Origin of the sequence: Candidatus Glomeribacter gigasporarum BEG34 (genome assembly GCF_000227585.1) — a bacterium.
Taxonomy (GTDB): domain Bacteria; phylum Pseudomonadota; class Gammaproteobacteria; order Burkholderiales; family Burkholderiaceae; genus Glomeribacter; species Glomeribacter gigasporarum_B.
In genome coordinates this window covers 1-24,514 of record NZ_CAFB01000041.1, presented here as the reverse complement: position 1 = coordinate 24,514, position 24,514 = coordinate 1, and the positions used below count along the sequence as shown (strand labels likewise).

Annotated in this window: 39 protein-coding genes; 5 read left to right on the top strand and 34 right to left on the bottom strand. The window is 54.3% G+C overall.

Translation table 11 applies throughout. The features are described from left to right. Nucleotides 1–76 precede the first annotated feature (76 nt). The 20 genes from CAGGBEG34_RS04565 to rplN are packed head-to-tail and all read right to left on the bottom strand — an operon-like array spanning nucleotide 77 to nucleotide 10,929. On the bottom strand, nucleotides 77–814 hold the full coding sequence (locus CAGGBEG34_RS04565) for a DNA-3-methyladenine glycosylase family protein (RefSeq protein WP_042688123.1): 738 nt from the start codon (nucleotides 812–814) through the stop codon (nucleotides 77–79). Continuing rightward, on the bottom strand, nucleotides 775–2,199 hold the full coding sequence (gene cysS, locus CAGGBEG34_RS04560; protein ID WP_006682655.1) for a cysteine--tRNA ligase: 1,425 nt from the start codon (nucleotides 2,197–2,199) through the stop codon (nucleotides 775–777). The genes CAGGBEG34_RS04565 and cysS overlap by 40 nt, the downstream gene beginning before the upstream one ends. Beyond that, a complete protein-coding gene (rplQ, locus tag CAGGBEG34_RS04555) occupies nucleotides 2,168–2,560 on the bottom strand; it encodes a 50S ribosomal protein L17 (protein WP_006682654.1) in 393 nt (130 codons plus the stop codon). Before rplQ ends, cysS begins: the two co-directional genes overlap by 32 nt. Nucleotides 2,561–2,599: 39 nt before the next feature. Then, nucleotides 2,600–3,631, bottom strand: coding sequence for a DNA-directed RNA polymerase subunit alpha (locus CAGGBEG34_RS04550; RefSeq protein ID WP_006682653.1), 1,032 nt, complete (start codon nucleotides 3,629–3,631; stop codon nucleotides 2,600–2,602). Nucleotides 3,632–3,637: 6 nt separating this feature from the next. After that, entirely contained in the window at nucleotides 3,638–4,261 is a 624-nt protein-coding gene (gene rpsD / locus CAGGBEG34_RS04545; protein WP_006682652.1) for a 30S ribosomal protein S4, read from the bottom strand. Nucleotides 4,262–4,276: 15 nt separating this feature from the next. Beyond that, nucleotides 4,277–4,678, bottom strand: a complete 402-nt coding sequence (gene rpsK, locus CAGGBEG34_RS04540) for a 30S ribosomal protein S11 (protein ID WP_006682651.1) — start codon at nucleotides 4,676–4,678, stop codon at nucleotides 4,277–4,279. A gap of 30 nt (nucleotides 4,679–4,708) precedes the next feature. Then, nucleotides 4,709–5,074 (bottom strand): 30S ribosomal protein S13, encoded by a 366-nt coding sequence (rpsM, locus tag CAGGBEG34_RS04535; RefSeq protein ID WP_006682650.1) that lies wholly within the window; start codon nucleotides 5,072–5,074, stop codon nucleotides 4,709–4,711. A gap of 44 nt (nucleotides 5,075–5,118) precedes the next feature. Further along, entirely contained in the window at nucleotides 5,119–5,235 is a 117-nt protein-coding gene (gene rpmJ / locus CAGGBEG34_RS10085) for a 50S ribosomal protein L36 (RefSeq protein ID WP_006682649.1), read from the bottom strand. A 52-nt stretch (nucleotides 5,236–5,287) separates the two neighbouring features. Next, on the bottom strand, nucleotides 5,288–5,509 hold the full coding sequence (gene infA, locus CAGGBEG34_RS04530) for a translation initiation factor IF-1 (protein WP_006682648.1): 222 nt from the start codon (nucleotides 5,507–5,509) through the stop codon (nucleotides 5,288–5,290). Between the two features lie 9 nt (nucleotides 5,510–5,518). After that, nucleotides 5,519–6,853: a preprotein translocase subunit SecY gene (gene secY / locus CAGGBEG34_RS04525; protein ID WP_042688122.1), complete on the bottom strand. Its 1,335-nt coding sequence runs from the start codon at nucleotides 6,851–6,853 to the stop codon at nucleotides 5,519–5,521. 12 nt (nucleotides 6,854–6,865) lie between these two features. After that, entirely contained in the window at nucleotides 6,866–7,303 is a 438-nt protein-coding gene (gene rplO, locus CAGGBEG34_RS04520; protein WP_006682646.1) for a 50S ribosomal protein L15, read from the bottom strand. Between the two features lie 17 nt (nucleotides 7,304–7,320). Continuing rightward, entirely contained in the window at nucleotides 7,321–7,503 is a 183-nt protein-coding gene (rpmD, locus tag CAGGBEG34_RS04515; RefSeq protein WP_006682645.1) for a 50S ribosomal protein L30, read from the bottom strand. Nucleotides 7,504–7,511: 8 nt separating this feature from the next. Continuing rightward, complete coding sequence (rpsE, locus tag CAGGBEG34_RS04510; protein ID WP_006682644.1) at nucleotides 7,512–8,030, bottom strand: 30S ribosomal protein S5; 519 nt, start codon at nucleotides 8,028–8,030, stop codon at nucleotides 7,512–7,514. A 14-nt stretch (nucleotides 8,031–8,044) separates the two neighbouring features. After that, complete coding sequence (gene rplR, locus CAGGBEG34_RS04505) at nucleotides 8,045–8,401, bottom strand: 50S ribosomal protein L18 (RefSeq protein WP_006682643.1); 357 nt, start codon at nucleotides 8,399–8,401, stop codon at nucleotides 8,045–8,047. Nucleotides 8,402–8,408: 7 nt separating this feature from the next. Then, entirely contained in the window at nucleotides 8,409–8,945 is a 537-nt protein-coding gene (gene rplF, locus CAGGBEG34_RS04500; protein ID WP_006682642.1) for a 50S ribosomal protein L6, read from the bottom strand. 12 nt (nucleotides 8,946–8,957) lie between these two features. After that, nucleotides 8,958–9,353, bottom strand: coding sequence for a 30S ribosomal protein S8 (rpsH, locus tag CAGGBEG34_RS04495; RefSeq protein WP_006682641.1), 396 nt, complete (start codon nucleotides 9,351–9,353; stop codon nucleotides 8,958–8,960). A 25-nt stretch (nucleotides 9,354–9,378) separates the two neighbouring features. Then, nucleotides 9,379–9,684 (bottom strand): 30S ribosomal protein S14, encoded by a 306-nt coding sequence (gene rpsN / locus CAGGBEG34_RS04490; RefSeq protein WP_006682640.1) that lies wholly within the window; start codon nucleotides 9,682–9,684, stop codon nucleotides 9,379–9,381. After that, nucleotides 9,684–10,226, bottom strand: a complete 543-nt coding sequence (gene rplE, locus CAGGBEG34_RS04485) for a 50S ribosomal protein L5 (RefSeq protein ID WP_006682639.1) — start codon at nucleotides 10,224–10,226, stop codon at nucleotides 9,684–9,686. Before rplE ends, rpsN begins: the two co-directional genes overlap by 1 nt. A gap of 16 nt (nucleotides 10,227–10,242) precedes the next feature. Continuing rightward, a complete protein-coding gene (gene rplX / locus CAGGBEG34_RS04480) occupies nucleotides 10,243–10,551 on the bottom strand; it encodes a 50S ribosomal protein L24 (protein ID WP_006682638.1) in 309 nt (102 codons plus the stop codon). 12 nt (nucleotides 10,552–10,563) lie between these two features. Further along, the gene (rplN, locus tag CAGGBEG34_RS04475) at nucleotides 10,564–10,929 is read right to left on the bottom strand and encodes a 50S ribosomal protein L14 (RefSeq protein ID WP_006682637.1); all 366 of its coding nucleotides are present in this window, start codon (nucleotides 10,927–10,929) and stop codon (nucleotides 10,564–10,566) included. A gap of 38 nt (nucleotides 10,930–10,967) precedes the next feature. Here rplN and CAGGBEG34_RS11940 point away from each other — a divergent pair, with 38 nt between their 5' ends. Continuing rightward, nucleotides 10,968–11,093 carry a hypothetical protein gene (locus CAGGBEG34_RS11940; protein ID WP_275226128.1) on the top strand — a complete coding sequence of 42 codons (126 nt, stop codon included), beginning with the start codon at nucleotides 10,968–10,970 and terminating at the stop codon, nucleotides 11,091–11,093. Between the two features lie 296 nt (nucleotides 11,094–11,389). On the opposite strand, the gene rpsQ is transcribed toward CAGGBEG34_RS11940, so the two are convergent. From rpsQ to rplC, 10 genes are all read right to left on the bottom strand, one after another. After that, nucleotides 11,390–11,650, bottom strand: coding sequence for a 30S ribosomal protein S17 (gene rpsQ, locus CAGGBEG34_RS04470; RefSeq protein WP_006682636.1), 261 nt, complete (start codon nucleotides 11,648–11,650; stop codon nucleotides 11,390–11,392). Between the two features lie 10 nt (nucleotides 11,651–11,660). Further along, entirely contained in the window at nucleotides 11,661–11,861 is a 201-nt protein-coding gene (rpmC, locus tag CAGGBEG34_RS04465; RefSeq protein WP_042688134.1) for a 50S ribosomal protein L29, read from the bottom strand. An 85-nt stretch (nucleotides 11,862–11,946) separates the two neighbouring features. Beyond that, nucleotides 11,947–12,363 carry a 50S ribosomal protein L16 gene (rplP, locus tag CAGGBEG34_RS04460; RefSeq protein WP_006682635.1) on the bottom strand — a complete coding sequence of 139 codons (417 nt, stop codon included), beginning with the start codon at nucleotides 12,361–12,363 and terminating at the stop codon, nucleotides 11,947–11,949. 22 nt (nucleotides 12,364–12,385) lie between these two features. Next, nucleotides 12,386–13,201, bottom strand: a complete 816-nt coding sequence (rpsC, locus tag CAGGBEG34_RS04455; protein WP_006682634.1) for a 30S ribosomal protein S3 — start codon at nucleotides 13,199–13,201, stop codon at nucleotides 12,386–12,388. Nucleotides 13,202–13,210: 9 nt separating this feature from the next. After that, a complete protein-coding gene (gene rplV, locus CAGGBEG34_RS04450; protein WP_006682633.1) occupies nucleotides 13,211–13,540 on the bottom strand; it encodes a 50S ribosomal protein L22 in 330 nt (109 codons plus the stop codon). Between the two features lie 8 nt (nucleotides 13,541–13,548). Then, nucleotides 13,549–13,824 (bottom strand): 30S ribosomal protein S19, encoded by a 276-nt coding sequence (gene rpsS, locus CAGGBEG34_RS04445; RefSeq protein ID WP_006682632.1) that lies wholly within the window; start codon nucleotides 13,822–13,824, stop codon nucleotides 13,549–13,551. Between the two features lie 22 nt (nucleotides 13,825–13,846). Continuing rightward, on the bottom strand, nucleotides 13,847–14,677 hold the full coding sequence (gene rplB / locus CAGGBEG34_RS04440; protein ID WP_006682631.1) for a 50S ribosomal protein L2: 831 nt from the start codon (nucleotides 14,675–14,677) through the stop codon (nucleotides 13,847–13,849). A gap of 4 nt (nucleotides 14,678–14,681) precedes the next feature. Continuing rightward, nucleotides 14,682–14,993 (bottom strand): 50S ribosomal protein L23, encoded by a 312-nt coding sequence (rplW, locus tag CAGGBEG34_RS04435; protein ID WP_006682630.1) that lies wholly within the window; start codon nucleotides 14,991–14,993, stop codon nucleotides 14,682–14,684. Further along, nucleotides 14,990–15,619, bottom strand: coding sequence for a 50S ribosomal protein L4 (rplD, locus tag CAGGBEG34_RS04430; protein ID WP_006682629.1), 630 nt, complete (start codon nucleotides 15,617–15,619; stop codon nucleotides 14,990–14,992). Before rplD ends, rplW begins: the two co-directional genes overlap by 4 nt. After that, on the bottom strand, nucleotides 15,619–16,293 hold the full coding sequence (gene rplC / locus CAGGBEG34_RS04425; protein WP_006682628.1) for a 50S ribosomal protein L3: 675 nt from the start codon (nucleotides 16,291–16,293) through the stop codon (nucleotides 15,619–15,621). Before rplC ends, rplD begins: the two co-directional genes overlap by 1 nt. Before the next feature lie 372 nt (nucleotides 16,294–16,665). On the opposite strand from rplC, the gene CAGGBEG34_RS04420 reads away from it, so the two are divergent. The 3 genes from CAGGBEG34_RS04420 to galU all read left to right on the top strand — a co-directional run bounded on the left by CAGGBEG34_RS04420 (nucleotide 16,666) and on the right by galU (nucleotide 21,804). Continuing rightward, nucleotides 16,666–17,556 carry a LuxR family transcriptional regulator gene (locus tag CAGGBEG34_RS04420; RefSeq protein ID WP_006682627.1) on the top strand — a complete coding sequence of 297 codons (891 nt, stop codon included), beginning with the start codon at nucleotides 16,666–16,668 and terminating at the stop codon, nucleotides 17,554–17,556. Between the two features lie 68 nt (nucleotides 17,557–17,624). After that, nucleotides 17,625–20,624, top strand: a complete 3,000-nt coding sequence (locus CAGGBEG34_RS04415; protein ID WP_006682626.1) for a valine--tRNA ligase — start codon at nucleotides 17,625–17,627, stop codon at nucleotides 20,622–20,624. Nucleotides 20,625–20,928: 304 nt separating this feature from the next. After that, on the top strand, nucleotides 20,929–21,804 hold the full coding sequence (galU, locus tag CAGGBEG34_RS04405; RefSeq protein WP_006682625.1) for a UTP--glucose-1-phosphate uridylyltransferase GalU: 876 nt from the start codon (nucleotides 20,929–20,931) through the stop codon (nucleotides 21,802–21,804). Here galU and lptM read toward each other — a convergent pair. Beyond that, nucleotides 21,755–21,886: an LPS translocon maturation chaperone LptM gene (gene lptM, locus CAGGBEG34_RS12160; RefSeq protein WP_102033274.1), complete on the bottom strand. Its 132-nt coding sequence runs from the start codon at nucleotides 21,884–21,886 to the stop codon at nucleotides 21,755–21,757. The genes galU and lptM overlap by 50 nt on opposite strands. Before the next feature lie 72 nt (nucleotides 21,887–21,958). Between lptM and CAGGBEG34_RS04400 the strand changes: the two genes are divergently transcribed. Further along, nucleotides 21,959–23,044 carry an EscU/YscU/HrcU family type III secretion system export apparatus switch protein gene (locus CAGGBEG34_RS04400; protein ID WP_006682624.1) on the top strand — a complete coding sequence of 362 codons (1,086 nt, stop codon included), beginning with the start codon at nucleotides 21,959–21,961 and terminating at the stop codon, nucleotides 23,042–23,044. A 32-nt stretch (nucleotides 23,045–23,076) separates the two neighbouring features. Here the strand turns inward: CAGGBEG34_RS04400 and CAGGBEG34_RS04395 are convergent, their stop codons facing one another. From CAGGBEG34_RS04395 to nusB, 3 genes are all read right to left on the bottom strand, one after another. After that, entirely contained in the window at nucleotides 23,077–23,724 is a 648-nt protein-coding gene (locus CAGGBEG34_RS04395) for a methylated-DNA--[protein]-cysteine S-methyltransferase (RefSeq protein ID WP_006682623.1), read from the bottom strand. Next, the gene (locus CAGGBEG34_RS04390; RefSeq protein ID WP_006682622.1) at nucleotides 23,721–24,170 is read right to left on the bottom strand and encodes a DciA family protein; all 450 of its coding nucleotides are present in this window, start codon (nucleotides 24,168–24,170) and stop codon (nucleotides 23,721–23,723) included. Before CAGGBEG34_RS04390 ends, CAGGBEG34_RS04395 begins: the two co-directional genes overlap by 4 nt. Nucleotides 24,171–24,174: 4 nt before the next feature. Further along, nucleotides 24,175–24,514: transcription antitermination factor NusB (nusB, locus tag CAGGBEG34_RS04385; protein ID WP_042688118.1), on the bottom strand; the 340-nt coding region annotated here is incomplete at its 5' end.

Sequence of the window (24,514 nt, the reverse complement as noted above, 5' to 3'; positions counted from 1 at the left end):
ATATTTGATATATGTGAGGATTCCGAGCACCGCCCGACGCAGGATCACGGGCGCACAGTCAGATCGTGAACAGGCTTTAATAATTGACGGGGATCGGATCCAAACTCCGCCATAAATACCACACCGCAACCGACCGCCACGGCTGCCAGTTGGCAGCGACTTCGCGCGCTTCGCTACGCGAGACCGGCTCGCCGCTAAAATAATTCAGACTGATTGCGCGCAGCAGGCCAAGATCGTCGAGCGGCAGCACATCCGGTCTCATCAGATTGAAAATCAAAAACATTTCCGCCGTCCAGCGGCCAATGCCGCGGATTCGCATCAGGGAGGCGATAATCGCTTCGTCGTCGAGCGCCTCCCACGCATCGGCCTGTACCGCGCGGGTTGAAAAATGATGCGCCAGATCGAGTATATATTCCGTTTTTCGCTTTGATAAACCGCAGCGCAGTAAGCTGTCATGCTCGCATTGCGCCAACTGCGCGGGGGTAAGCGCCGGATACGCGCGTTCAATGCGCATCCAGATCGCGTGCGCCGCCTTGACCGATATTTGCTGACCGACAATCGCGCGCGCCAGCGTGATAAATGGATCGCGCCGCTGATGCGCCGCCGCCGGCTCAAACAACGGAATCAGTTTTTTCAGAATCCGGTCGCTTTCACTCAGTTCTGCGCACGCCTGCGCCCAATAGGCGGGGGGAGCGCCTGCGGGCGCGGTCTTTGGCGCGCGCGCCGCAACGGGTATAGCGGCCAGAAAGCTATGATGGCCTCTTTGCAACCTCGTCATTCCGTATGCTGCCGCGCAGACGGCGCGCGCCGCCATTCGGTTGAACCGTCTGGCCGGTCTTCAAGAATCACGCCCTGTTCCAGCAGTTCAGCGCGAATCCGGTCCGCCTCAATATAGTTTTTGGCGCGCTTGGCAAGCCGACGCGCCTCGATGCGCGCGTTGATCATATGGATGTTCAGTTCCGCGCCGCCGGATTGATCTCCGCGCAAAAAAGCGTGCGGGCTGCGCGTCAGCAGGCCGAGCGTTCCCGCCAGCCCTTTCAACTGACGGGCAAGCAGCGCGTTGCGGCTCCGGTTCACCGCACCCGCCAGATCAAACAGCACGGCAACGGCTTCAGGCGTATTGAAATCATCGTTCATCGCATCCCGAAAACGCTGCGCGTGCGGTTCCTGCCAGTCGAGCGCTTCTGCATCCGGCGGCGATTCTTTAAGCGCTGTGTACAAACGCGTGAGCGCGCGATGCGCGTCTTCGAGATGCGCGGGGCTGTAATGGAGCGGGCTGCGGTAATGCGCGCGCACGATAAAAAAACGCACGGTCTCAGCATCGAATCGGGCGAACGCGTCGCGGATTGTGCAAAAGTTGCCGAGCGATTTTGACATTTTTTCATCGCCGACGTGCACATGGCCGTTATGCATCCAGTGATGAACAAAGGGCTGCCCGGTTGCGCCTTCGCTCTGTGCAATTTCATTTTCATGATGCGGAAATTGCAGATCCAGACCGCCGCCGTGAATATCAAAGCGTTCGCCGAGCAGCGCGGTGCTCATCGCCGAGCATTCAATATGCCAGCCCGGCCGCCCGCGCCCCCAGCGGGATTCCCAAACCGCCTCCGGAGGCTCGCCCGGCTTCGCGCGCTTCCACAATGCAAAATCGAGCGGATCGCCTTTCGCCTCATTCCCGGCGATGCGTTCCGCCCGGCGCAAATCATCGAGCGTTTTGCCGGACAGGCGTCCATAAGAGGCGAATTTGCGCACCGCGTAATTCACATCGCCATCCGCTGCCTGATAGGCATAGCCGTTCTTTTCCAGCGCGGCAATCAGATCGAGCATCTGCGGCACATAGGCCGTTGCGCGCGGTTCGATATCAGGACGCTCGACGCCGAGCGCATCCGCGTCTTCGTGCATCGCGCGGATAAAACGTTCGGTGAGCGCCGCAATCCTTTCCCCATTCTCCACTGCGCGGCGGATAATCTTGTCATCGATATCGGTAATATTGCGCACGTAAAGGACGCGATAACCGAGCGCGCGCAGCCAGCGCTGCACCACATCGAACGCGACCAGCATACGCCCATGTCCGATATGGCAATAGTCATACACGGTGATCCCGCAGACATACAGGCGAACTTCGCCCGGCCTGAACGGAACAAAGGGCTGCTTCTCGCGCGCCAGGGTGTTATAGATGTTGATCTTCTGGTTTGACTTCAACTTCGGGGCGATCCATCAGTTCTACCCGCGCCATCGGCGCGTGATCACCGGCCCGGAAACCACACTTTAAAATCCGCAGATAGCCGCCCGGACGATTCTGGTAACGCGGCCCTAATACATTGAACAGTTTGCTCATCGCTTCACGATGACGCAAACGGGCGAATGCAAGGCGGCGGTTGGCGAGCGTTGCACGCTTGCCGCGCGTAATCAGGGGCTCCACCACTCTGCGCAGTTCCTTTGCTTTAGGCAACGTGGTTCGAATCACTTCATGCTCAATCAAAGAAACGGACAAATTACGCAACATGGCCAGACGGTGGCTACTGGTGCGATTCAACTTTCGCAAACCATGACGGTGACGCATAATGAACTTCCTTAGGGCCGTTTGTTGAATAACCAGTTCTTACGACATGGGTGCCGTATCGTTGGAAGAGGAAAAAAGTTGGGATTGATCTGTTTCCATATCCTGTTGTTCCAGAGAAAAGTTCTCAAGTTTCATTCCCAATCTCAGATGGCGCGCCATCAATACTTCCTTAATCTCATTCAGCGACTTACGGCCGAGGTTTGGCGTTCTCAGCAATTCATGCTCGGTCCGTCTGATCAAATCGCCAATGCTATAGATATTTTCGGCTTTCAGGCAGTTCGCCGCCCGCATGGTCAAATCAAGATCGTCCACCGGCTGCATCAACAACGCATTGATTTGAGGCGAATACGCTGGCGCCTCCATCGCGGAGGCGGGCGTTTCCAACTCGGCAAACACAGAGAGCTGCTCGACCAAAATGCCTGCTGCGCTGCGGATTGCTTCCTCCGGCGTAATCGCGCCGTTCGTCTCGATATCCATCACCAGCTTATCAAGATCGGTCCGCTGCGCGACGCGCGCATTTTCAACCGTATAATTCACCCGTTTTACGGGCGAGAAGGAGGCGTCGAGTATAATCCGGCCGACAGTTTTCTTGATCTCCTGACCGTATGCACACATATTGCCTGCGGCGTAACCGCGCCCTTTTTCCACCTTGATCTGCAATTCCAACCGGCCATCTTTTGACAGATGCGCAATCACATGCGGGGGATTGATCACTTCGCAGTCCTGCGCGACCTGAATATCTTGCGCCGTGACCACGCCTTCGCCTTCCTTGCGCAGGGTGACGGTGGTTTCATCGCGGCCATGCAGTTTGAAGACAACCCCTTTCAGGTTCAGCAGCAAATGAATGATGTCTTCCCGCACCCTGTCCAGGGTTGAATATTCATGATCAACGCCGCCTACGATCACTTCTGTTGGCGCATACCCTGTGATTGACGCCAACAGTACTCGCCGCAGCGCATTCCCCAGCGTCAGGCCATAACCGCGTTCAAATGGTTCCATCACCACTTTCGCGCGGTGATTTTCCACCGACTCAACCGCGATAATCTTGGGTTTGAGCAAACTGTTCTGCATCGATTTTTACCGTGAATAGAGTTCAACAATTAAACTTTCATTGATATCGCCCGCAATTTCGTCCCGCTGCGGGGGCTGCTTGAATATGCCTTCCAGTTGCTTGGCATCGACCGTGACCCAGCCCGGAAAATTCATCTGTTCAGCCAACGAAACCGCTTCTTGAATACGGGTTTGCTGTTTTGCCTTATCATGTATCGTAACTGTATCGCCTGGCTTCACCTGGAGAGAGGCAATATTGGCAATCCGGCCATTCACTAAAATAGCGCGATGGCTTACAAGCTGCCGCGCTTCTGCGCGCGTTGACCCGAAACCCATTCGATAGACCACATTATCAAGACGCGATTCGAGTAACTGCAGCAGCAGTTCGCCGGTGTTGCCGCGCCGGCGCTTTGCGTGCGCAAAGTAACGGCGGAACTGACGTTCAAGCAGGCCATAGAGCCGTTTAACCTTTTGCTTCTCACGAAGCTGACTGCCGTAGTCGGAAGAACGGCTTCCCGATGCGCGGCCATGAGGGCCCGGTTTACTATCGAGCCTGCATTTGTCCGCCAGCGGACGGCGCGCGCTTTTCAGAAAAAGATCCGTGCCCTCGCGGCGGGATAGCTTGGCTTTGGGGCCGAGATAGCGTGCCACTTCCTCTTTCCTCCTTTAAATACGCCGGCGTTTTGGCGGCCGGCATCCGTTATGCGGTACCGGCGTCACATCAGAAATAGTCGTAATCTTCAGCCCTAAACCATGCAATGCGCGCACTGAAGACTCGCGACCCGGACCAGGGCCTTTGATTCTGACTTCAAGGCTCTTGACGCCGCACTCAAGCGCCGCGCGCCCCGCGGATTCCGCGGCGACCTGAGCGGCGAACGGCGTTGATTTACGTGATCCTTTAAAGCCTTGCCCCCCAGAGGTCGCCCATACAAGCACATTTCCAGACCGGTCAGTGATGGTAATGATGGTATTGTTAAAAGATGCGTGGACATGAACCACGCCTTCGGCAACATTTTTCTTGACTTTCTTGCGCGCGCGCTGAGCAGCGGTATTTGAAGTCCTGGCCATAATGGTTCCTATGATGATAACAATGGCTGTTTATTTCTTGAGCGCTTGCGCTGCGCGCCGCGGCCCTTTGCGCGTGCGCGCGTTTGTGTGCGTCCGCTGTCCGCGCACCGGCAAGCCTTGACGGTGCCTGACGCCGCGATAACAGCCCATATCCATCAAGCGTTTAATATTCATTGTCACTACTCGGCGCAAATCGCCTTCGACCTGATACCGTCCAACCTGTTCACGCAGTTTTTCAAGCTCGGTATCGTCCAGGTCTCTGATTTTTTTTGTCAAAGGCACGCCTACAGCAATACAAATCTTCTGGGCGCGCGGGCGGCCAATACCGTAAATGGCCGTGAGTCCAATGACGGTATGCTTGTGGTTGGGGAGATTGATGCCAGCAATACGGGCCATTTTATGGTTCCTTCGCGATCTTGGAGCCTGTCAAAATCTGGACTTCAACCTTGACGTTGTTTATGACGCTGATCTGAACGGCAGATCACCCGCACCACACGTTTGCGTTTAATAATTTTGCAATGACGGCAAATTCGCTTTACCGATGCCATAACTTTCATTTTAAATTCCTCATTCAAAAATCGACTGAAAAACGCTCTAGGGCAAACCGCATTAAGCTCTCGCCCGGAACACAATCCGGGCACGATTCAAATCGTAGGGGGTCATCTCAACTTTCACCTTATCCCCTTCCAAAATACGGATGTAATGCATACGCATTTTTCCTGAGATATGTGCAAGTACGGTATGTCCATTTTCCAGTTTTACGCGGAACATCGCATTAGGAAGGCTTGCCATCACTTCTCCTTCCATCTGAATCACATCGTCTTTGGCCATATTCTTCAGTTAACGGACAGGAAATTTCCCGCCCTTGAAATTCGCTTTGCGAAGCAGTGATTCATATTGTTGCGACATCAGATAAGAGCGCGCCTGTTCCATAAAATCCATCGTCACTACAACGATAATCAGCAGAGAAGTGCCTCCAAAATAAAAGGGCACATTCCAGCGCAACACCAGAAATTCCGGCAACAAACAGACGAACACAATATAAATAGCGCCCGCAAGCGTGAGCCGTGTCAAAATCTTATCGATATAGCGCGCGGTCTGCTCTCCTGGCCGGATGCCTGGCACAAAAGCGCCGCTCTTTTTCAGATTATCCGCCGTTTCCCGGCTGTTAAATACCAGCGCCGTATAGAAAAAACAGAAGAAAACAATCGCTAATGCGTATAAAATCACATAAGGAGGCTGGCCTGGCGCAAGAAGGGTTGCGATATGCTGCAACCAGCGGGTGCCTGCGCCGGCGCTGAACCAGCTCGCAATCGTCGCTGGAAATAAAATAATCGATGATGCAAAAATCGGCGGGATAACGCCCGCCATATTCAATTTCAATGGCAGATGGGAAGATTGTCCGCCATACATCTTGTTGCCCACTTGTCTTTTAGCATAATTTACAAGAATCTTTCTTTGGCCGCGCTCAATAAATACTACCAGATACGTGACTGCCGCAACCAGAACGATAATCAACAGAGCTGAGATAATGCTCATCGAATGGGTACGGACCAGCTCGAAAAGTCCACCGATTGCATTGGGCAAGCCAGCCGCAATACCCGCAAAGATAATGATTGAAATACCATTGCCTAGGCCCCGCTCGGTAATCTGCTCGCCCAGCCACATCAAAAACATGGTGCCAGTGACAAGCGTCAATACGGTCATCAAACGGAACATGATCCCCGGATCAATCACGAGTCCAGCCTGTTTTTCCAGCGCCATAGCGATGCCGAAGGCCTGAAATGTCGCCAATGCCAACGTAAAATAACGCGTATATTGCGTAATCTTTCTCTGACCCGCCTGCCCTTCCTTTTTTAGCGCTTCCAATTGCGCAGAGACCATCGTCAGCAATTGCATCACGATCGATGCCGAGATATAGGGCATGATGCCTAATGCAAATACCGTAAAACGTGATAGGGCGCCTCCTGAAAACAGGTTAAACATACCCAGAATCCCACCGGCCTGACTCTGGAAGAGCTTGGAGAGTTGATCAGGGTCAATTCCTGGCACAGGAATATGCGCGCCAATCCGGTAGACGACCAGCGCAAGCAATAAGAATATTCCCCGCTTCAACAGGTCGCCATATTTTGGGGCGGATTGCCCTGTTTTTGCAGGATTTGGACGGGTCGCCAAAAAACTCTCCGGCTACAAATCAGAAATTGAACCGCCCGCCGCTTCTATTGCGATGCGCGCGCCTTTTGTCATTCTCAAACCTCTCAGGCTTACTTTACGCTTTAACTCACCCGTCGCGATAATCTTGGCTTGACGCGCTAATACGCTGACGATACCCGCTTGTTTTAATAGGGAGAGGTCAACTTCATCCGCTGTTAATTTCTGGAGCTCGGAAAGACGGACTTCTTGAATAAATTTTTTTGTCAGGGAAGTGAAACCCCGTTTTGGCAAACGCCTTTGCAGAGGCATTTGACCGCCTTCAAAGCCGATCTTGTGAAAACCGCCGGCGCGCGATTTTTGCCCTTTATGGCCACGGCCCGCTGTTTTTCCAAGACCGCTCCCTATTCCCCGCCCCACGCGGCGCCTCGGAGATTTCGAACCACTCGCGGGTTTTAGCGTATTCAATTCCATTTTTCGATAAAAATGCTCTAGCTGACAATTTTAACTAAATAGGACACTCTATTGATCATCCCGCGCGCTTCAGCCGTATCCTGTAATTCACACTGAGAATTTAAACGGCGCAGACCGAGACCCCGTACAGTGGCTCGATGCGATTGGCGGGTGCCAATCAGGCTTTTCACAAGCTGGATTCGGATTGTTTTATTCGACATAAAAAACCTTAAGCCCTAAGCTCTTCAACGGATTTTCCACGCTTAGCGGCAATTTCAGCAGGCGTCATCTGCTTGCGCAAGCCATTCAGCGCTGCCCGAACTACGTTATATGCGTTCGTTGAGCCATGAATCTTGGCCGTGACATTCCGCAATCCCATCACGTGGAACACAGCGCGCATCGGCCCGCCGCTTTTGATTCCGGAGCCTTCTTTGGCAGGCGCCATTAACACTGTCGTCGCCCCATGTTTACCTGGGGTTTCATGCTGTAATGTGCCATTCCTTAACGACACTTTGAACATATTCCGGCGCGCTTGCTCCATCGCTTTCTGAACAGCCGATGGGACTTCTTTCGCCTTGCCTTTACCCATACCAATGCGCCCGTCCCCATCGCCCACGACCGTCAGCGCCGCAAAGCCTAAAATACGCCCGCCTTTGACCACTTTGGTCACGCGCTTGACTGAAATCATTTTTTCCCGAAGGCCATCATTACGCTCTTCGAGCGGCGCTTTCGCCTGCATCCTTGCCATAACGGACTTTTTCCCTAAAATTTAAGACCGGCTTCACGCGCCGCTTCGGCCAAAGCGCGCACACGGCCATGATAACGGAAACCGGAACGGTCAAATGCAAGCGATTCAATGCCGGCGGCCTTCGCCTTCTGGGCGATGCGATGCCCAATAAAGGTTGCGGCGGCTATATTGCTGCCTTTGGAAGACAATTGCTGACGCACCTCTGCTTCCAGCGTGGAAGCGCTGGCAAGAACTTGAGTACCGCAGGGCGAAAATATTTGCGCATAGAGATGCGCATTTGTACGATGCACCGACAGCCGATGCACATTCAACCGGGCAATTCTGGCGCGCGTACGGGCAGCGCGCCGGATGCGAGTTTGCTTTTTATCCATCACGCCCCTATTTCTTCTTCGTTTCTTTCAGAATCACCTTCTCATTGGCGTAACGCACGCCCTCGCCCTTATACCGTCCTGGCGGGCGGGAACGGCGCACATTCGCAGCGACTTGTCCGACTTGCTGCTTATCGATGCCTTTAACCACGATTTCAGTCTGGGCCGGCGTTTCTACTTTGATACCCTCCGGCATCCGATGCAACACAGGATTAGAATAACCCACAGATAAACTCAACTGGTTATCCTGTACCTGCGCACGAAAACCCACCCCAGAAAGCGTTAATTTGCGCTCAAATCCATGCTTCACGCCTTGCACCATGTTTGCAACCAGCGCTCGCGTTGTGCCTAACATCGCTTTTGCCTGCCGCCCTTCGCGGGCCATTTCAAATTTCAGCGCGCCTTCATCATCATGAACAATCTGAATCAGGGGATGGATATCCAAAGAAAGCGCGCCTAACACGCCCTTAACGGTAATCGCGCCTTCTTTGATTAAAACCTCGACATCCTTTGGCAAGGCAATCGGCTTTTTACCTATACGAGACATATGCCTGAACCTTTATTCGACCATACACATGATTTCTCCGCCGATACCAAGCGAGCGAGCGTGCCGATCCGTCATCACCCCTTTTGTGGTCGACACAATCACAGTACCCAGACCATTCATGAGCTGTGGAATATTACGGGCGCTTTTGTAGATCGGCCGGCTGGGACGGGAGATACGCTTGATACGCGAAATCACGGGCCGGCCCGCATAATATTTAAGCGATAGCTGTAATTGCGTATGGGAACGCTCTGTATGGACTGAGAAATCCTCAATATAGCCCTCATCTTTTAAAACCTGCGCAATCGCAGCCTTGACTCTGGAAGAGGGCATCACAACCGATACCTTGTTGACCATCTGTGCATTGCGCACGCGTGTCAACATATCGGAAATTGGATCACTCATACTCATCGATATTTTTCCTTTGTCGCCTGCACTACCAACTCGCTTTGATTACGCCAGGAATTTCTCCGCGGAATGCAATCTCACGGATTTTGCTGCGCGCCAAGCCAAATTTCCGGAATGTCCCGCGCGGACGGCCCGTAAGCGCGCAGCGGTTACGTTGCCGGGTGGGATTCGCGTTGCGCGGCAATTGCTGTAATTTCAGACGCGCGTGATAGCGCGCTTCCTGTGTCTGGCTTTGGTCATCTATCATCTTTTTAAGAGCGGCGCGCTTTGCGGCATATTTTTGCACCAGGCGGGCGCGCTTCTTTTCACGTTCAATCAGGGCGCGTTTAGCCATCACTTTGCCCTGAATGGAACTTTAAAACAACTCAGAAGCGCTTCCGCTTCTTCGACGCTTTTCGTGTCGATACTGATATTGATATCCATGCCGCGTAATTGATCAATTTTGTCGTAGTCAATCTCAGGGAAAATAATCTGCTCCCGGATGCCCAAGTTATAGTTGCCATGCGCATCGAACGCTCGCGGCGACACGCCCCGGAAATCACGCACACGCGGCAGCGCAACATTAATTAAGCGATCCAGAAATTCAAACATCCTTCGGCCCCGCAAGGTCACCATCGCGCCGATGGGATAACCTTGACGAATCTTGAAACCTGAAATCGCGCGCCGCGCACGTGTCACGACAGGTTTTTGTCCGGCGATCCGCGTTAAATCCGCTACCGCATTTTCAATGATCTTCTTGTCAGTAACCGCATCCCCCAAACCCATATTCAATGTGATTTTACGCAGCCTGGGCACTTCCATTACAGACCGGTAACCAAACCTCTGAATCAGTTCGGGCACCACTTTCTCTTTATAAAACTGCTGCAAACGCGTCATTCCTATCCTCGCGATATCAGGTATTGAGCGCCGCGCCCGTTGTTTTCAAAAACCTGAGCTTTTTACCCTCTTCAATCTTGAATCCCACGCGCGACGCTTTGCCATTTGCATCCAAGAGCGCAATATTGGAGATATGGATAGGCATCGTCTTATGCTCTATCCCGCCGATTGTTCCCTTGGCAGGATTGGGTTTCACATGCTTTTTGACGAGATTCAGCCCTTCCACAATGACTCTTTCGCCCATCACTTTCAGCACAACCCCGCGCTTAGATTTATCACGGCCAGCAATCGCGATGACCTGATCCCCTTTACGTATTCTTTTCATCAATCCACCGTTTTATAAGACTTCAGGCGCGAGTGATACGATTTTCATATATTTATTGCGCAACTCGCGCGTCACCGGACCGAAAATACGGGTTCCGACTGGCTCAAGCTTGGCACTGAGCAATACGGCGGCGTTATGATCAAACTTAATCAGGGAACCATCCATGCGGCGTATGCCTTTGGCCGTCCGTACCACCAAGGCATTATAAATTTCCCCTTTTTTCACGCGCCCGCGCGGCGCAGTTTCCTTGACCGTGACTTTCACCACGTCCCCTATCCCAGCGTAGCGCCGTTTTGAGCCGCCTAAAACCTTGATACACAAAATGCGGCGCGCCCCGGTATTATCAGCCACTTGAAGCTCAGTTTCGGTTTGAATCATAAAGGTGTTTGGTTAATCTAGAGCATTTTTCAGTCGATTTGCCCGAGGAGCGAACGCGAAGACAGTATGGGGATCGATGCGGGCGGAGCAGGTTCCGTCGCGCGCAGCGCGATGGATGCGACCCCGAAGCGATCCCGAATGCCGAAAACGCAGAAGCGACATAGGAAAAATCAGTGAAAAATGCTCTAGCTAGCTGACCGGCTGCCAACCGGTATAAAAACCTGTTCACGAATCTACCGCGCGGCTTGGCCCGCCGCAACAAACCGATCCCGCTTCGCGGGTCCCTCGGGCAGCGTTCCGGCGGGCCCTCCTTGCCTGCTGCCCGCTCGCTACAATTTGTGAACAGGTTCCAGGGACACAAAACGCGCGCGAATGAAAAAAACTGAACATTATAAACAACCCTTGAATTTTTGCAAGAAAGTCGGAAACGAAAAGTAGCGCTTCTCAAGCTGCATCATATTCAAACAACCCGTATTGTCTCTATCAAGCGCGACACTACCCAGGATTTTGTCTTCGAGAATGGCCGCGTTTCCTGAATCTCAACGCGATCTCCTTCATTGTATGCATTGGCCTCATCATGCGCGTGGTACTTTTTCGCACGCACCACGTATTTTCCATACAGAGGATGCTTTACACGACGCTTCACAAGTACGGCCACTGTCTTGTTTCTTTTGTTGCTGACGACTTCACCAACCAAGGTCCGTTTGATCGACGGCGGCATATCTTTTATATTACTGTCCATTGCTGATTGCCTTCTCGGTCAATATCGTCTTCACCCTTGCAATCGCACGGCGCGTTTTTTTCAACTGACTGGTATTTGTCAGTTGTTGAGTCGCCAATTGCATACGCAAGCCCACACTTGCTTTTAACAGGGCCGATAACTCGGCGTTCAGCGCAGCGCGATCTTTCGCGCGCAATTCTGTCGTTTTCATCATATTACGTATCCAGTTAGAGCATTTTTCAGTGAGATTACCCAAGGAGCGCGAAGCGACACAGGGCAAGCCGCTGAAAAATGCTCTAAGTCCCTAACTGCCGGGCAATAAACACTGTTCTTAAAGGCAACTTTGCCGCCGCCAGGCGGAATGCCTCGCGCGCCAGCGTTTCCTGAACGCCATCCATTTCATATAACATTTTTCCGGGCTGGATTTCAGCCACATAATACTCTGGGTTGCCCTTACCATTTCCCATTCTCACTTCGGCTGGCTTACGGGAAATCGGCTTATCCGGAAAGATACGGATCCAGATACGCCCCCCCCGCTTAATATGGCGAGTCATCGCGCGGCGCGCCGCTTCGATTTGACGCGAGGTTAAACGGCCGCGGCCAATCGACTTCAAGCCATATTCGCCAAAGGACACTGCCGTACCACGGCTTGCAACGCCCGTGTTACGCCCTTTGTGTTCTTTGCGGAATTTTCTCCGTTTGGGTTGTAGCATATCTTTTCACTTGCAAGAGTATTTATTCTGCTGATTTAGAAGCGCCTTCAGCGGTGGAATCCGCTGCATTACGCGCCGCTGGACGGCGCGCCGAGGACAAGCGATGATTCACCCCGCCCTCACTGCGGCGTCTTCCACGGCGCTCTGCTGGAGGCACGCGCCGCGAGCGCTTCTCATCGGGCATTCTGTCTGCCTGGGGCACACGATATTGCGTCTGTACATCCCCTTTATAGACCCAGACCTTTATCCCAATAATGCCATACGTGGTTTCGGCTTCCGAAATTGCATAATCAATATCGGAACGTAATGTATGCAGAGGAACGCGCCCTTCGCGGTACCATTCGGTACGCGCAATTTCAATGCCGTTTAGCCGGCCTGAACTCTTGATCTTGATGCCTTGCGCACCCAGGCGCATTGCATTTTGCATCGCGCGCTTCATCGCCCGGCGAAACATGATGCGCCGCTCAAGCTGCTGAGCAATGGAATCCGCAATCAATTGCGCATCGATTTCTGGCTTGCGCACTTCCTCGATATTGATATGCACCGGGATGCCCATTCTGCGCTGCAGCTCAGTTTTCAGCAGCTCGATGTCTTCGCCTTTTTTACCGATGACAATGCCTGGCCGCGCGCTATGAATCGTAATCCGGGCATTTTTTGCGGGACGTTCAATCACAATCCGACCCACAGACGCCGCTTTCAGCTTCTGCCTCAGATAATCACGCACATTGATATCTTCTTTCAGCATCTGCGCAAACTGCGTATTTGCTGCATACCAGCGCGAGACCCAGTTGTGTCTGACCGCCAGACGGAAACCTGTTGGATGTATTTTTTGTCCCATGTGAACCTTTTAATCTCCAACCGTCACAGCAATGTGACATGTCTGCTTCTCGATTCTATGACCGCGCCCTTTGGCGCGCGCCCTCGAACGCTTGAATGATTTTGCTTTATCGACACAAATACACTGGATTTTCAAGTCATCAATGTCCGCACCCTGATTATGTTCCGCGTTTGCAATTGCAGATTCAACCACTTTCTTCACAATTCCAGCCGCCTTTTGGGGGGAGAACGCGAGCATATTCAAAGCGCGGTCTACTGATAAACCCCGGATCTGATCCGCGACAAGCCGCGTTTTCTGCGCCGAAATGCGGGCGCTGCGGTGAATGGCATTCACTTTCATGGTTCTCTCTATTTTTTAGCTTTTTTATCCGCAGTATGACCTTTGAAGGTGCGGGTCAACACAAACTCGCCGAGTTTACGGCCCACCATATTTTCTGAAATATAGACGGGAATGTGCTGACGGCCATTATGTACCGCAATGGTGAGACCGATAAAATCTGGAAAAATCGTTGACCGGCGCGACCAAGTTTTGATGGGTCTTTTATCATTCTTTGCGGTCGCTGCTTCGACTTTTTTCAACAAATGGAGATCGCAAAACGGACCCTTTTTAATAGAACGCGACATTCACTATCCTTGCCTGTTTTCCTTAACGTTTTTTATTGCGGCGTTGCACAATCATCGCCGCTGTGCATTTGTTGCGGCGTGTACGATAACCTTTGGTCGGTGTCCCCCAAGGGCTGACCGGATCGCGTCCAGCCGCTGTTTTGCCTTCTCCGCCGCCATGCGGATGATCCACTGGATTCATTGCAACGCCCCGCACTGTCGGACGGATACCGCGCCAGCGATTCGCGCCCGCCTTGCCAATCTGACGTAAATTATGCTCATCATTGCCTACTTCGCCAATGGTTGCCCGGCATTCAATATGCACGCGGCGGATCTCGCCTGAACGCAAACGCAATTGCGCATAACGCCCTTCTCTGGCTAGCAGCATCGCCGATGCGCCCGCTGAACGGGCGATTTGCGCGCCTTTGCCCGGCAGCATTTCAATACAGTGAATCGTTGTACCGACCGGAATATTACGAACCGGCAACGTATTCCCCACTTGAATAGGCGCTTCCAAACCCGATAAAACCGACTGGCCCGCCTCAAGTCCTTTCGGCGCAATGATGTAACGCCGTTCGCCATCGGCATAACGCAGCAATGCAATATGCGCGCTCCGGTTCGGATCATATTCAAGACGCTCAACGATGGCCGGGATATGATCCTTGTTGCGCCGGAAATCGATGATGCGATAACGCCTCTTGTGCCCGCCGCCCCGGTGACGGGTTGTGATGCGTCCATGATGGTTGCGTCCCGCAGTTTTATGGCGCACGCCCAACAATGGAGTGAATGGCTTGCCTTTGTGCAAATTCTTGCTGACGACTTTCACCATTCCGCGCCGGCCTGAAGAAGTCGGTTTAACGTAAACAAGCGTCATCTTGTTAAGCCTCCGCCTCAAAATGAATTTCTTGCCCCGGCTTCAGGCACACGTAGGCCTTTTTAACATCTTTCCGGCGTCCCATCAGACGCCCGACGCGCTTTGCTTTGCCTTTGTTGTTTAAAATCTGAACCGCGTTGACTTCAACTTTAAACAGCCATTCAACCGCGGCTTTCACTTCTTGTTTATTCGCATCCGGCGCCACCCGGAACACGACTTGCGAACGCTTATCTGCCAATAATGTTGCTTTTTCGGAAATCACCGGGGAATGGAGTATTTGCAGCAAACGATGACCGTGCTTGACTTGCGCACTCATGACAACCACCCTTCCATCCGGGCAAGCGCCGCCTGAGTCATCACCGTCTTTTTGAAATGAATGAGGGACAACGGATCCGCATGATGCGGCTCGACCACTTCCACGCGGGGCAAATTACGCGAGGCAAGCAACAGATTGTCATCCACACGGTCCATAATCATCAGCACTGAATCCAGTCCCATCTCTTTAAATTTCCGCGCAAGAAGCTGCGTTTTAGGCGCTTCCAATTGAATCGGCTCAATCAGGAACAGCCGATCCTCACGGACCAACTGAGAAAGTATTGAGCATAATCCAGCCCGGAACACTTTCCTGTTGATTTTCTGAGAGAAATTCTCTTCTGGAGAGTTTGGGAAAATACGCCCTCCGCCGCGCCAAAGCGGACTCGATACCATACCCGCGCGTGCACGGCCCGTGCCTTTTTGCCGCCACGGTTTTTTTGTGGAGTGCCGCACCTGTCCGCGATCCTTCTGAGCGCGCGTACCAGAGCGCGCATTCGCTTGATAGGCAACGACAATCTGGTGAATCAACGCCTCATTATAAGCACGATCAAAAACCGCGTCAGATACCTCAATATGATCCGTTATATTCCCTTCCAGGCCCGACGGACTCAAGCGCTTCAGCCGCATCATTGCACTCCCTTCTTGGCCCGCCGCGCTTTGACCGCTGGCGTAATGCGCACCAAAGCCTGCTTGGCGCCGGGCACTGCGCCCTTGACCGAAATCAACTGACGCTTGACGTCAATCCCTGCAATCACAAGGTTTTGAACCGTCACTGTTCTATCGCCCATATGGCCCGTCATGCGTTTTCCGCGGAACACACGCCCTGGATCCTGACATTGCCCAATCGAGCCGGGCACGCGATGCGAGCGCGAGTTACCATGTGAAGTGCGCCCTGAGTTAAAGTGATGGCGCTTGATCGTACCCGCGTATCCCTTTCCAATGGACACGCCTTGTACATCGATTTTTTGCCCACGCTCGAAAAGCTCAGCGCCTAACACAGCGCCATTTGACAACCCGGCCACTTGCTCAGGGTCAACGCGGAATTCCCGCAGGACTTGGCCTGCGTTGACCCCCGCTTTCGCAACATGACCTTTCAGCGCCTTTGTCACACGTGACGGGCGGCGTTTTCCAAACGCAACCTGTACAGCGCTATAACCGTCGGAAGCGATCGTCTTGATCTGTGTCACGCGGTTATTCGATACGCTCAGCACAGTGACGGGAACGGCTTCCCCTTCCGCCGTAAAAAGCCGCATCATGCCCACTTTGTGAGCTATCAGCCCAAGGCTCATGTTCTTCTCCATTGCAATCTCGACTACGATTGGCCGAGCATCCATCTATCTGTACAGGAATATGCAAAAACCGCAAATTATAAGCTAGATATTTTATTGATCGCAAGCATTCTGAGCGACGGCGCCTACCAGGAATTTTGTGTCCCGCGCGCCATTTTGATTCCCATCGATTGACGTAAGCCTTTGTCTTTCGACGGCGTTTACATTTTCACGCACTTACCCCCTCTATTTCTACGTTGCGCCCTAATTCATCCATTGTTTCTCTTACTGCTTCTGGCGAAGGCGAAAAAGATCAATGAATTTGCCAAGATAAATCATGGCCGATGCGCTCAAGTGTGCGCGGCTCGTTTTTTATCGGCATACAGCATGATGGGGGGCTCTCAGGTGAAGTGTTTTGTATTGAACGATCAATCCGAGCGGCGTGAGGGACTGAAAGCGCTGTTGCGTCAAATTGATCGCCGTGCGAAATTCTCCGAAGCAAAAGACTGGCGCCAAATACACTTCACATTAAAGCGCGATCTGCCGGATCTGCTGGTCATTGACTGGCAACATCACTGGATGAAAACCGCGGATCTGTCGCCGCTGTTGCGCGAATATCCTGCGCTGTCGGTTGCGGTGCTGACGGACGACGCCACCCGACCGACCGTCGATGCTCTGCTCTGCGCCGGCGTTCTTGGCGTCATCCCGCGCAGTCTTGATCCGCGCGTGATTCTGCGAGCGCTGGAGCTCGTATTGATGGGCGGCCATTATGTACCCGCCTGTATCCTGAATCCAGCCTTTTTAAAAACGGCGCGGGTGCCGGAACGGCGCGCCCGTTTTGCAGATGAACTGGAGCGTCATCCCGATGCGGCCCAGGCGCAGCTCTCACCGCGCCAGCATCAGATTATGCGTTTAGTCCATATGGGCAATACCAACAAAATGATTGCGCGGGCGCTTAATATCAGCGAAGGCACGGTCAAAATCCATCTCGCGAGCGTATTCAGATTGCTTGGCGCGACCAATCGCGCCGCCGCCGTCGCACTCTACAATGGCTGGCAGTTCAGCAAGCTCTCTGTGCTTTGCAATGAAGTGCAGCCTTTTACGCCCAGACCCATCCACGGCATGCGCGCGCCCGTTCCGCTCAAAGCTAAAAAAACCGTGCCCATGCTCGCGTCTGCCAATAGGTATGCACAACTGATGGCCGCGCAACCGTCCGCCCCGTATCAGCGTACAGAACCTGCGCATCCGGCGCGTACAGAAACTCCGGCTGAAGCGCCTGAAAAGGAGAAGGATTAAAGCCAGACTCTATAATTCAGGGCATTTCAACGCTTTGCCATCTCTGCTCAAAAAATATAAAGGTTCTAATGACTCATTCCAATGCGCCGCTCGATAAAAGCTTTGATCCGCATGCCATTGAAAACGCATGGCGCGGCGAGAGGGAAAAGCGGGGTGATGCGCGGCCAACCTTCGCCCGCGGCGCGCCTGATTTTTCGATGCAACTGCCGCCGCCGAATGTCACGGGGACATTGCATATCGGGCATGCATTTGAGCAAACGCTGATGGACAGTTTGGCGCGCTATCACCGGATGCGTGGTGCAAACACGCTCTGGATACCGGGCACTGACCATGCCGGCATTGCCACGCAGCTGATCGTCGAGCGCCAACTGGAGGTGCAGCAACTCACGCGCCGCGCGCTCGGTCGCGAGGGGTTTATCAAGCGCGTCTGGGCGTGGAAAAAGGCATCGGGTTCGACGATTACGCAACAGATGCGGCGTCTGGGCCTGTCGATTGACTGGAACCGCGAATACTTCACAATGGATGCGCCGCGCTCGCAAGCGGTAACCGAGGCTTTTGTGCGCTTGTACGAACAGGGCTTGATTTATCGCGGCAAGCGCTTAGTGAACTGGGACCCGAAACTCGGTACAGCGGTATCCGATCTTGAAGTGGTTAATCAGGAAGAAGCGGGCATGCTTTGGAATATCCGTTATCCGCTCGTCGATGGCGGCGGCGCAGCTTTGGTGGCGGCAACAACACGACCGGAAACGTTGCTCGGCGATGTCGCGGTCATGGTGCATCCTGAAGATGAACGTTACCAGAGGTGGATCGGAAAAAAAGTGCAATTGCCGTTATGCGGACGCGAAATTCCGGTCATTGCCGACGCCTGTGTAGATCGCACATTCGGGACGGGCGCGGTTAAAGTCACGCCCGCGCACGATTTCAACGATTACCAGATCGGCCAGCGGCACGCGCTGCCGTGCATTGAAATTCTAAGGCCCGACGCCACCCTGAACGACAACGCTCCCGCGCGCTATCGCGGACTGGATTGCGCGAGCGCGCGCCGCGCGGTGCTTGCCGATCTGAGCGCACAGGGGCTGCTGGAATCCTCGCAACCGCATACGCTGAGCGTCCCGCGCGGCGAGCGTTCCGGCGCGGTGATTGAGCCGATGCTGACTCAACAGTGGTTCGTCGCGGTCAATACGCCCGCGCCAGCGGGCGCGCATTATCCGGGCCAAACAATGGCGGAGGTCGCGTTGGACGCGGCGCGCCGCGGCGAGATTCGGTTCGTTCCCGACAACTGGGCCCGCATTTACTGCCAATGGCTGGACAATCTTCAGGATTGGTGCATTTCCAGACAATTATGGTGGGGCCATCAAATTCCCGCCTGGTATGACGACGCGGGACGTATTTATGTAGCGCGCAGCGAAGGTGAAGCGGATGCACAGGCGCGCGCGAACGGATACGCCGGCGCATTAAGGCGCGATGAAGATGTGCTTGATACCTGGTTTTCATCGGCGCTGGCGCCGTTTTCATCGCTGGGCTGGCCTTCCGAATCCCCTGAGTTGGCGCGCTTTCTGCCTTCATCGGTACTCATCACCGGTTTCGATATTCTCTTTTTCTGGGTGGCTCGGATGGCGATGATGAGCCTGCACCTTACGGGCCGCATCCCCTTCGGAACTGTCTATGTGCATGGACTGGTGCGCGATGCGCATGGCCAGAAAATGTCCAAGTCGAAGGGCAATACACTTGATCCGATTGATTTGATCGACGGGATTGCGCGCGATGCTCTGGTTGAGAAACGCACCCAGGGTTTATTCAACCCGAAGCAGAGCGAGGCGATTGCCAAAGAAACGCGCACTACATTCCCCAATGGCATCCCGGCGTTCGGCGCCGATGCAGTGCGCTTCACTTGTGCATCGCTCGCGACGCCCGGGCGCAATATCAATTTCGATCTGGCGCGCTGCGAGGGATATCGCAATTTCTGCAACAAACTTTGGAATGCGGCGCGCTTTGTATTCATACATTGTTCGGACGACGAGCGCAATTCTGAAGATGAGCGCGACATTCAAAACGCTCAATCCCGCGCAGACCGCTGGATACTCTCCACGCTGCAACGAGTCAGTGCGGCGGTTGAAAAACACTTTGCCGATTTCCGCTTTGATCTGATTGCACAGTCGATTTATCAGTTTATCTGGGATGAATACTGCGATTGGTATATTGAATTTGCCAAAGTGCAACTACAAACGGGAACACAGACGCAGCAGCGCGTCACCCGCCATACTTTGCTGCATGCGCTTGAAACATCGCTGCGCTTGGCGCATCCGCTGATGCCCTTTATCACGGAAGCCTTATGGCAAAGCGTTGCGCCGCTAGTGGGGCGCTGTAGAGAGCGTCCAGAGCTTTTTGCGACGAGCTTGCACAAGGAGCAAGCGCGAAGACAGTATGGGGATCGCTGCGGGCGGAGCAGGTTCCGTCGCGTGCAGCGCGATGGATGCGACCCCGCAGCGATCCCGAATACCGAAAACGCAGAAGCGACACAGGGCAAGCCACTGAAAAAAGCTCTAGATTCGATTATGGTGCAGCCCTATCCGCGCGCGCAGCCGGAAAAAATCGATCCGGACGCCGAGCGATGGGTCGCGCAGCTTAAAACCGCCATTGAGGCATGCCGGACGCTCAGAGGCGAGATACAATTGCCGCCGGGCGCTCGCGCACCGCTTTTTGCGAGCGGCGACGAGGCTCTGCTGACTGCATTCGCGCCCTATATGCGCGCGCTCGCGCGTCTTTCGGATGTGAGGCACTGCGCGGATGAAAGCGCGCTGAATCAAGCCGCGTCCGGCGCGCCTGTTGCATTCGCCGGCGCGCTGAAGATGGCGCTGAAAGCAGACACTGATCCGGTTGCCGAGCGCGCGCGGCTGGACAAGGAAATCCGGCGCATCGAGGCGGAGCTTTCCAAATGCCGCGTCAAACTCAGCAATGAAGCCTTTGTGTCCAAAGCGCCTGAAGTGATTGTTGGGCAGGAACGCAAGCGCGCCTCGGAATATGAGGCGGTTCGGGATGCGCTGATTGCGCAACGCGCGCGGATTTAGAACCTGTTCACGATCTGTGACGAGCGCCGGTCAGCCAAGGAGGGCCCGCCGGAACGCTGCCCGAGGGACCCGCGAAGCGGGATCGGGCCGTGAAGGCGGGCCACAGGCCGCGCGGCAACCCGGCGGGCAGTGCGCCGCTCCGGGGTCGCCTCCATCGCAAAGCGAGGCAGACCTGCTCCGCCCTGCGCGGCGCAGCGCAGGAACCGGAGCATATACATCATATGTGAGGATTCCGAGCACCGCCCGACGCCGGCTCACGGGCGCGCAGTAAGATCGTGAACAGGTTCTTAGGAAACGGATCGATATGTTCAAACTAACCAAAGCCATTTTTCCTGTCGCCGGGCTTGGCACGCGCTTTTTGCCGGTGACCAAGGCCAGTCCCAAAGAAATGCTGCCGATTGTCGATAAGCCGCTGATTCAATATGCGGTTGAAGAAGCGATTGCAGCCGGCATTACGGAAATGATTTTTGTGACCGGTCGCAGCAAGCGCGCGATTGAAGATCACTTTGATAAATCGTATGAGGTGGAGGCCGAACTCGAAGCGCGCGGTAAAGAGCACCTCCTGAAACTGGTGCGCAATATCAAACCGCCTGAAATTGATTGCTTCTATATCCGCCAGCCGGAAGCGCTTGGACTCGGTCATGCGGTTCTGTGCACGGAGAAATTAATCGGCGATCATCCGTTTGCGGTTGTGCTTGCCGACGATCTGCTGGATGGAGAACCGCCAGTGCTCAAGCAGATGGTTGAGCACTTTGACCGCTACCACAGCTCGCTGATTGGCGTTGAGGAAATTCCGCCTGAACATTCACGTTCATACGGCATCATTGAAGGCCGGGAGTGGGAACACAATATTATCAATCTGTCCGGCATTATTGAAAAACCCGCGCCGGAAGAAGCGCCGTCGAATTTAGGCGTGGTCGGGCGCTATATTCTGAAGCCGCGCATTTTTGATCACCTGCGTACCCTGCGCCCAGGCGCGGGCGGCGAGTTGCAATTGACCGATGCGATCCGATCTCTGATGAACGACGAACAGGCGCTCGCCTATCGCTATCAAGGCATGCGTTTCGACTGCGGCAGCAAACTCGGCTATTTAAAGGCAACGGTCGAATTCGCGTTGCGTCATCCGGAAGTCAAGGATGAGTTTGCTGCGTATTTGCAGGCGCGCTTCCCTGCGGGGTAGGCAGCGCCTGCGGCAAAAACAAAGGCCCGCGCTGCCCGCACGCGGTGAGCAGAAGCGAAGTCGCAAGCAACAGGCGGCGCATCTGAAAAACGGCGGAGGTAAACATAGGGAGAGACGTGCAAGTGTGTCAGCTCAAATAATAAAGCAGTAAAGCATGGAAGCAAAAACCGAGCAGCCCACCCCCAAGAAACGCCAGGATGCGCGTAAAGAAGGGCAAATTGCGCGCAGCAGCGAGATTGTTGATGGCGCCCAATTGATCGTATCGGCATTGTGGTTCCGGCTTGAAGGCCCCAAGTTGATGGCAGACGTACAAAACATCTTCAAACACGCCACCGCCTCCATTTCTCTACCCTTTGATCAAATCCTGACACAGACCGCGCTTCTGTGCATTCAATTATTGATCCGCTTTATCGGTTCTCTGGCCATCGCATTGGTGCTGGTGTCCATGCTCGCCAGCTTTGTGCAAACGGGCGTGGTATTCATCCCCAAAAAACTCATGCCGCAGCTCAGCGCGTTGAGCCCGGCCAGCAATGCGAAGAATCTTTTTTCAATGAAAAAGCTGTATTCGCTGCTCCTGATTCTGTTCAAGGTGGTGCTGCTCTCGCTGGTGTTTTTTTATATTCTGAGCCGTTACGGCAGATCGCTGGTCTTTCTTCCCAATTGCGGCGTGCAGTGCGCCATTCCCGTATTAGCCAAACTCTGCGGCTGGCTGCTCGGCAGTTTAATTGCTTTTTATACGGTGCTTGGCGCAATCGATTATCTGTTTGAACATCGTCAATTGATGAAGCAATTGATGATGTCCAAGGAAGAGATTAAACAGGAATTCAAGAATATTGAACGCAATCCGGCCATCAAACAGCGGATGCGCGCGATGCACGAAGAAGTCCAGCGCAGCGATATGCCCTCGCGCGTCGCGCGCTCAAGCGTGCTTGTCCGCAATCCGGCGCATATTGCCGTTTGCCTGTATTACAAACAGGATGAAACCCCATTGCCCATTGTGACCGAAAAAGGCGCCGGCCATCACGCGCTGCGCATGATCGGCATTGCACAGCAGTATCAGGTACCGATTGTCGCCAATATCCCGCTCGCGCAGCAGCTGATGCGGGATGCCAAAGTCGATGAGACCATTCCTGAGCCACTGTTTGAGCCGGTGGCCGAGGTGCTCAATCTGATTATGCTGGACGAAGAGGAAGAAGAGGCTGATGTGGAAGAAGAAGCGGCCAAAGATGCGAGCGCCTGAAGAACCTGTTTACGATCTGTCACGAGCGCCCGTCAGACAGGGAAGGACGGAGCGCAGGAAGCGGAGCATATTTGATATATGTGAGGATTCCGAGCACCGCCCGACCCTGTATCACGGGTGCGCAGTAAGATCGTAAACAGGTTCTGAGCGCGCGCGTGAGTGTTGCCCCTGTTCTCAAGCGCTAGAAGCGCGGCTTTGCGCGCCACGCCCCAACGATAGCCGCCCAGTCGGCCATTCTTCTGAATCACGCGATGGCAGGGCGTAATCAGCGCGAGCGGATTTTTCGCGCAGGCGTTCGCGACCGCGCGCACGGCCCGCGGCGCGCCTATCGCTGCGGCAATCTCCGTATAGCTGCGCGTCTGTCCATAGGGAATACGGCGCAGCGCCCCCCAGACTGTCTCGCAAAAAGCGCTCGCACGGGTATCGAAAGGCACTTCCAGCGTTCTGGATTGCATATGCAGATACGAACGGATTGGCGTCATCAATGACTCAATCGCCTGAGCGTCCTCTATTAAAGCCGTGGGCTGAAATGTGCGTCGCGCGTGCGCGCGCAGCGAAAGTGGATCCGCGCCGAAGGCAACCCAGCATAGGCCTTGTCCCGTTGCAACCGCCCCTATCCAACCCAATGGCGTGAATTCAGCGGAAAAAACAAGCGGCGCAGAATGTATGGAAGCGGTCATGATTCTGGGGATGAGTGAGTAAGGAGTGGAAGATGACGGTCAATAAAGCGGGCCAACGCCATCTGCAGCGGCGAAGGCGCGAGTTGCCGGCGCAGTTGATCCAGACAAGAGAGGCCGGCGGGCGAAATGCGCGCTGTTTTAGGCGCGGGTGGAACCACGGGCGCGCGCTGGCGAATCCGGATTCTGAGCGCGTGAATGGCCCAGCCGCGCCGTTGCAGGTTCTGCGCCAGATGAGGCTCAAGATGGCGCAGCCGCGCGGCAAGCGCGCCATGCGCTGCAAACAGAGTTAGCGTCCCTTCCCGAACCGGACCAGCAAAAATATGGGGCGCAAGGCCGTCTGGAAGCAGACGGGACACATCCGCTGCCAGCTGCGCCATTTGTTCAACGCCCGGCGCGAGCCGGGCAAATGCGGTATCGCGCTCAAGCAGGGCGGTCAGAGATTGCATACAGTCATCGCTTTTCGCAGCCGCGCACGCGCGCAGCCAGCTTATCCAGCACCCCATTCACGTATTTATATCCCTCCGCGCTGCCAAAGGTTTTGCCCAGTTCAACCGCCTCATTAATGACGACCCGGTAGGGAATATCCGGGTAGTGTATCAGTTCATAGGCGCCAATCAACAATATTGCGTGCTCGACGGGCGAGAGCGCATCAATGGCCCGATCCAGATTTGGCGCGATTTGCCTGTCCAGGGATTGGCCATTCTGGAGAATGCCAGAGAGCAGGGCATTAAAGTGCGCTCCGTCCGCTTTGCCAAAGCCAGGGGCATTCTGCATGCACCGGCTGATTTCA

Bases quoted from the DNA above. Each gene is read 5' to 3' on its own strand.
- rpsE (WP_006682644.1), bottom strand. From the start codon at position 8,030: ATGGCAAGGATGCAGGCGAAAGCGCCGCTCGAAGAGCGTAATGATGGC.
- CAGGBEG34_RS04415 (WP_006682626.1), top strand. From the start codon at position 17,625: ATGACTCATTCCAATGCGCCGCTCGATAAAAGCTTTGATCCGCATGCC.
- rpsQ (WP_006682636.1), bottom strand. From the start codon at position 11,650: ATGCCGCCGTCGATCAAACGGACCTTGGTTGGTGAAGTCGTCAGCAAC.
- rplP (WP_006682635.1), bottom strand. From the start codon at position 12,363: ATGCTACAACCCAAACGGAGAAAATTCCGCAAAGAACACAAAGGGCGT.
- rpsH (WP_006682641.1), bottom strand. From the start codon at position 9,353: ATGAGTATGAGTGATCCAATTTCCGATATGTTGACACGCGTGCGCAAT.
- infA (WP_006682648.1), bottom strand. From the start codon at position 5,509: ATGGCCAAAGACGATGTGATTCAGATGGAAGGAGAAGTGATGGCAAGC.
- lptM (WP_102033274.1), bottom strand. From the start codon at position 21,886: ATGCGCCGCCTGTTGCTTGCGACTTCGCTTCTGCTCACCGCGTGCGGG.
- rplV (WP_006682633.1), bottom strand. From the start codon at position 13,540: ATGAAAGTGAATGCCATTCACCGCAGCGCCCGCATTTCGGCGCAGAAA.
- rplD (WP_006682629.1), bottom strand. From the start codon at position 15,619: ATGCGGCTGAAGCGCTTGAGTCCGTCGGGCCTGGAAGGGAATATAACG.
- CAGGBEG34_RS04395 (WP_006682623.1), bottom strand. From the start codon at position 23,724: ATGACCGCTTCCATACATTCTGCGCCGCTTGTTTTTTCCGCTGAATTC.
- rpmC (WP_042688134.1), bottom strand. From the start codon at position 11,861: ATGAAAACGACAGAATTGCGCGCGAAAGATCGCGCTGCGCTGAACGCC.
- rpsK (WP_006682651.1), bottom strand. From the start codon at position 4,678: ATGGCCAGGACTTCAAATACCGCTGCTCAGCGCGCGCGCAAGAAAGTC.
- rpmD (WP_006682645.1), bottom strand. From the start codon at position 7,503: ATGTCGAATAAAACAATCCGAATCCAGCTTGTGAAAAGCCTGATTGGC.
- CAGGBEG34_RS04400 (WP_006682624.1), top strand. From the start codon at position 21,959: ATGGAAGCAAAAACCGAGCAGCCCACCCCCAAGAAACGCCAGGATGCG.
- galU (WP_006682625.1), top strand. From the start codon at position 20,929: ATGTTCAAACTAACCAAAGCCATTTTTCCTGTCGCCGGGCTTGGCACG.
- rplO (WP_006682646.1), bottom strand. From the start codon at position 7,303: ATGGAATTGAATACGCTAAAACCCGCGAGTGGTTCGAAATCTCCGAGG.
- rplX (WP_006682638.1), bottom strand. From the start codon at position 10,551: ATGAAAAGAATACGTAAAGGGGATCAGGTCATCGCGATTGCTGGCCGT.
- rplW (WP_006682630.1), bottom strand. From the start codon at position 14,993: ATGAGTGCGCAAGTCAAGCACGGTCATCGTTTGCTGCAAATACTCCAT.
- rplN (WP_006682637.1), bottom strand. From the start codon at position 10,929: ATGATTCAAACCGAAACTGAGCTTCAAGTGGCTGATAATACCGGGGCG.
- rplE (WP_006682639.1), bottom strand. From the start codon at position 10,226: ATGACGCGTTTGCAGCAGTTTTATAAAGAGAAAGTGGTGCCCGAACTG.
- rplB (WP_006682631.1), bottom strand. From the start codon at position 14,677: ATGACGCTTGTTTACGTTAAACCGACTTCTTCAGGCCGGCGCGGAATG.
- rplF (WP_006682642.1), bottom strand. From the start codon at position 8,945: ATGTCTCGTATAGGTAAAAAGCCGATTGCCTTGCCAAAGGATGTCGAG.
- rpsM (WP_006682650.1), bottom strand. From the start codon at position 5,074: ATGGCCCGTATTGCTGGCATCAATCTCCCCAACCACAAGCATACCGTC.
- CAGGBEG34_RS04550 (WP_006682653.1), bottom strand. From the start codon at position 3,631: ATGCAGAACAGTTTGCTCAAACCCAAGATTATCGCGGTTGAGTCGGTG.
- rplC (WP_006682628.1), bottom strand. From the start codon at position 16,293: ATGGAGAAGAACATGAGCCTTGGGCTGATAGCTCACAAAGTGGGCATG.
- rpsC (WP_006682634.1), bottom strand. From the start codon at position 13,201: ATGGGACAAAAAATACATCCAACAGGTTTCCGTCTGGCGGTCAGACAC.
- rpsN (WP_006682640.1), bottom strand. From the start codon at position 9,684: ATGGCTAAACGCGCCCTGATTGAACGTGAAAAGAAGCGCGCCCGCCTG.
- CAGGBEG34_RS04390 (WP_006682622.1), bottom strand. From the start codon at position 24,170: ATGCAATCTCTGACCGCCCTGCTTGAGCGCGATACCGCATTTGCCCGG.
- rpmJ (WP_006682649.1), bottom strand. From the start codon at position 5,235: ATGAAAGTTATGGCATCGGTAAAGCGAATTTGCCGTCATTGCAAAATT.
- rplQ (WP_006682654.1), bottom strand. From the start codon at position 2,560: ATGCGTCACCGTCATGGTTTGCGAAAGTTGAATCGCACCAGTAGCCAC.
- rplR (WP_006682643.1), bottom strand. From the start codon at position 8,401: ATGGATAAAAAGCAAACTCGCATCCGGCGCGCTGCCCGTACGCGCGCC.
- CAGGBEG34_RS04565 (WP_042688123.1), bottom strand. From the start codon at position 814: ATGGCGGCGCGCGCCGTCTGCGCGGCAGCATACGGAATGACGAGGTTG.
- rpsS (WP_006682632.1), bottom strand. From the start codon at position 13,824: ATGTCGCGTTCTATTAAAAAGGGTCCGTTTTGCGATCTCCATTTGTTG.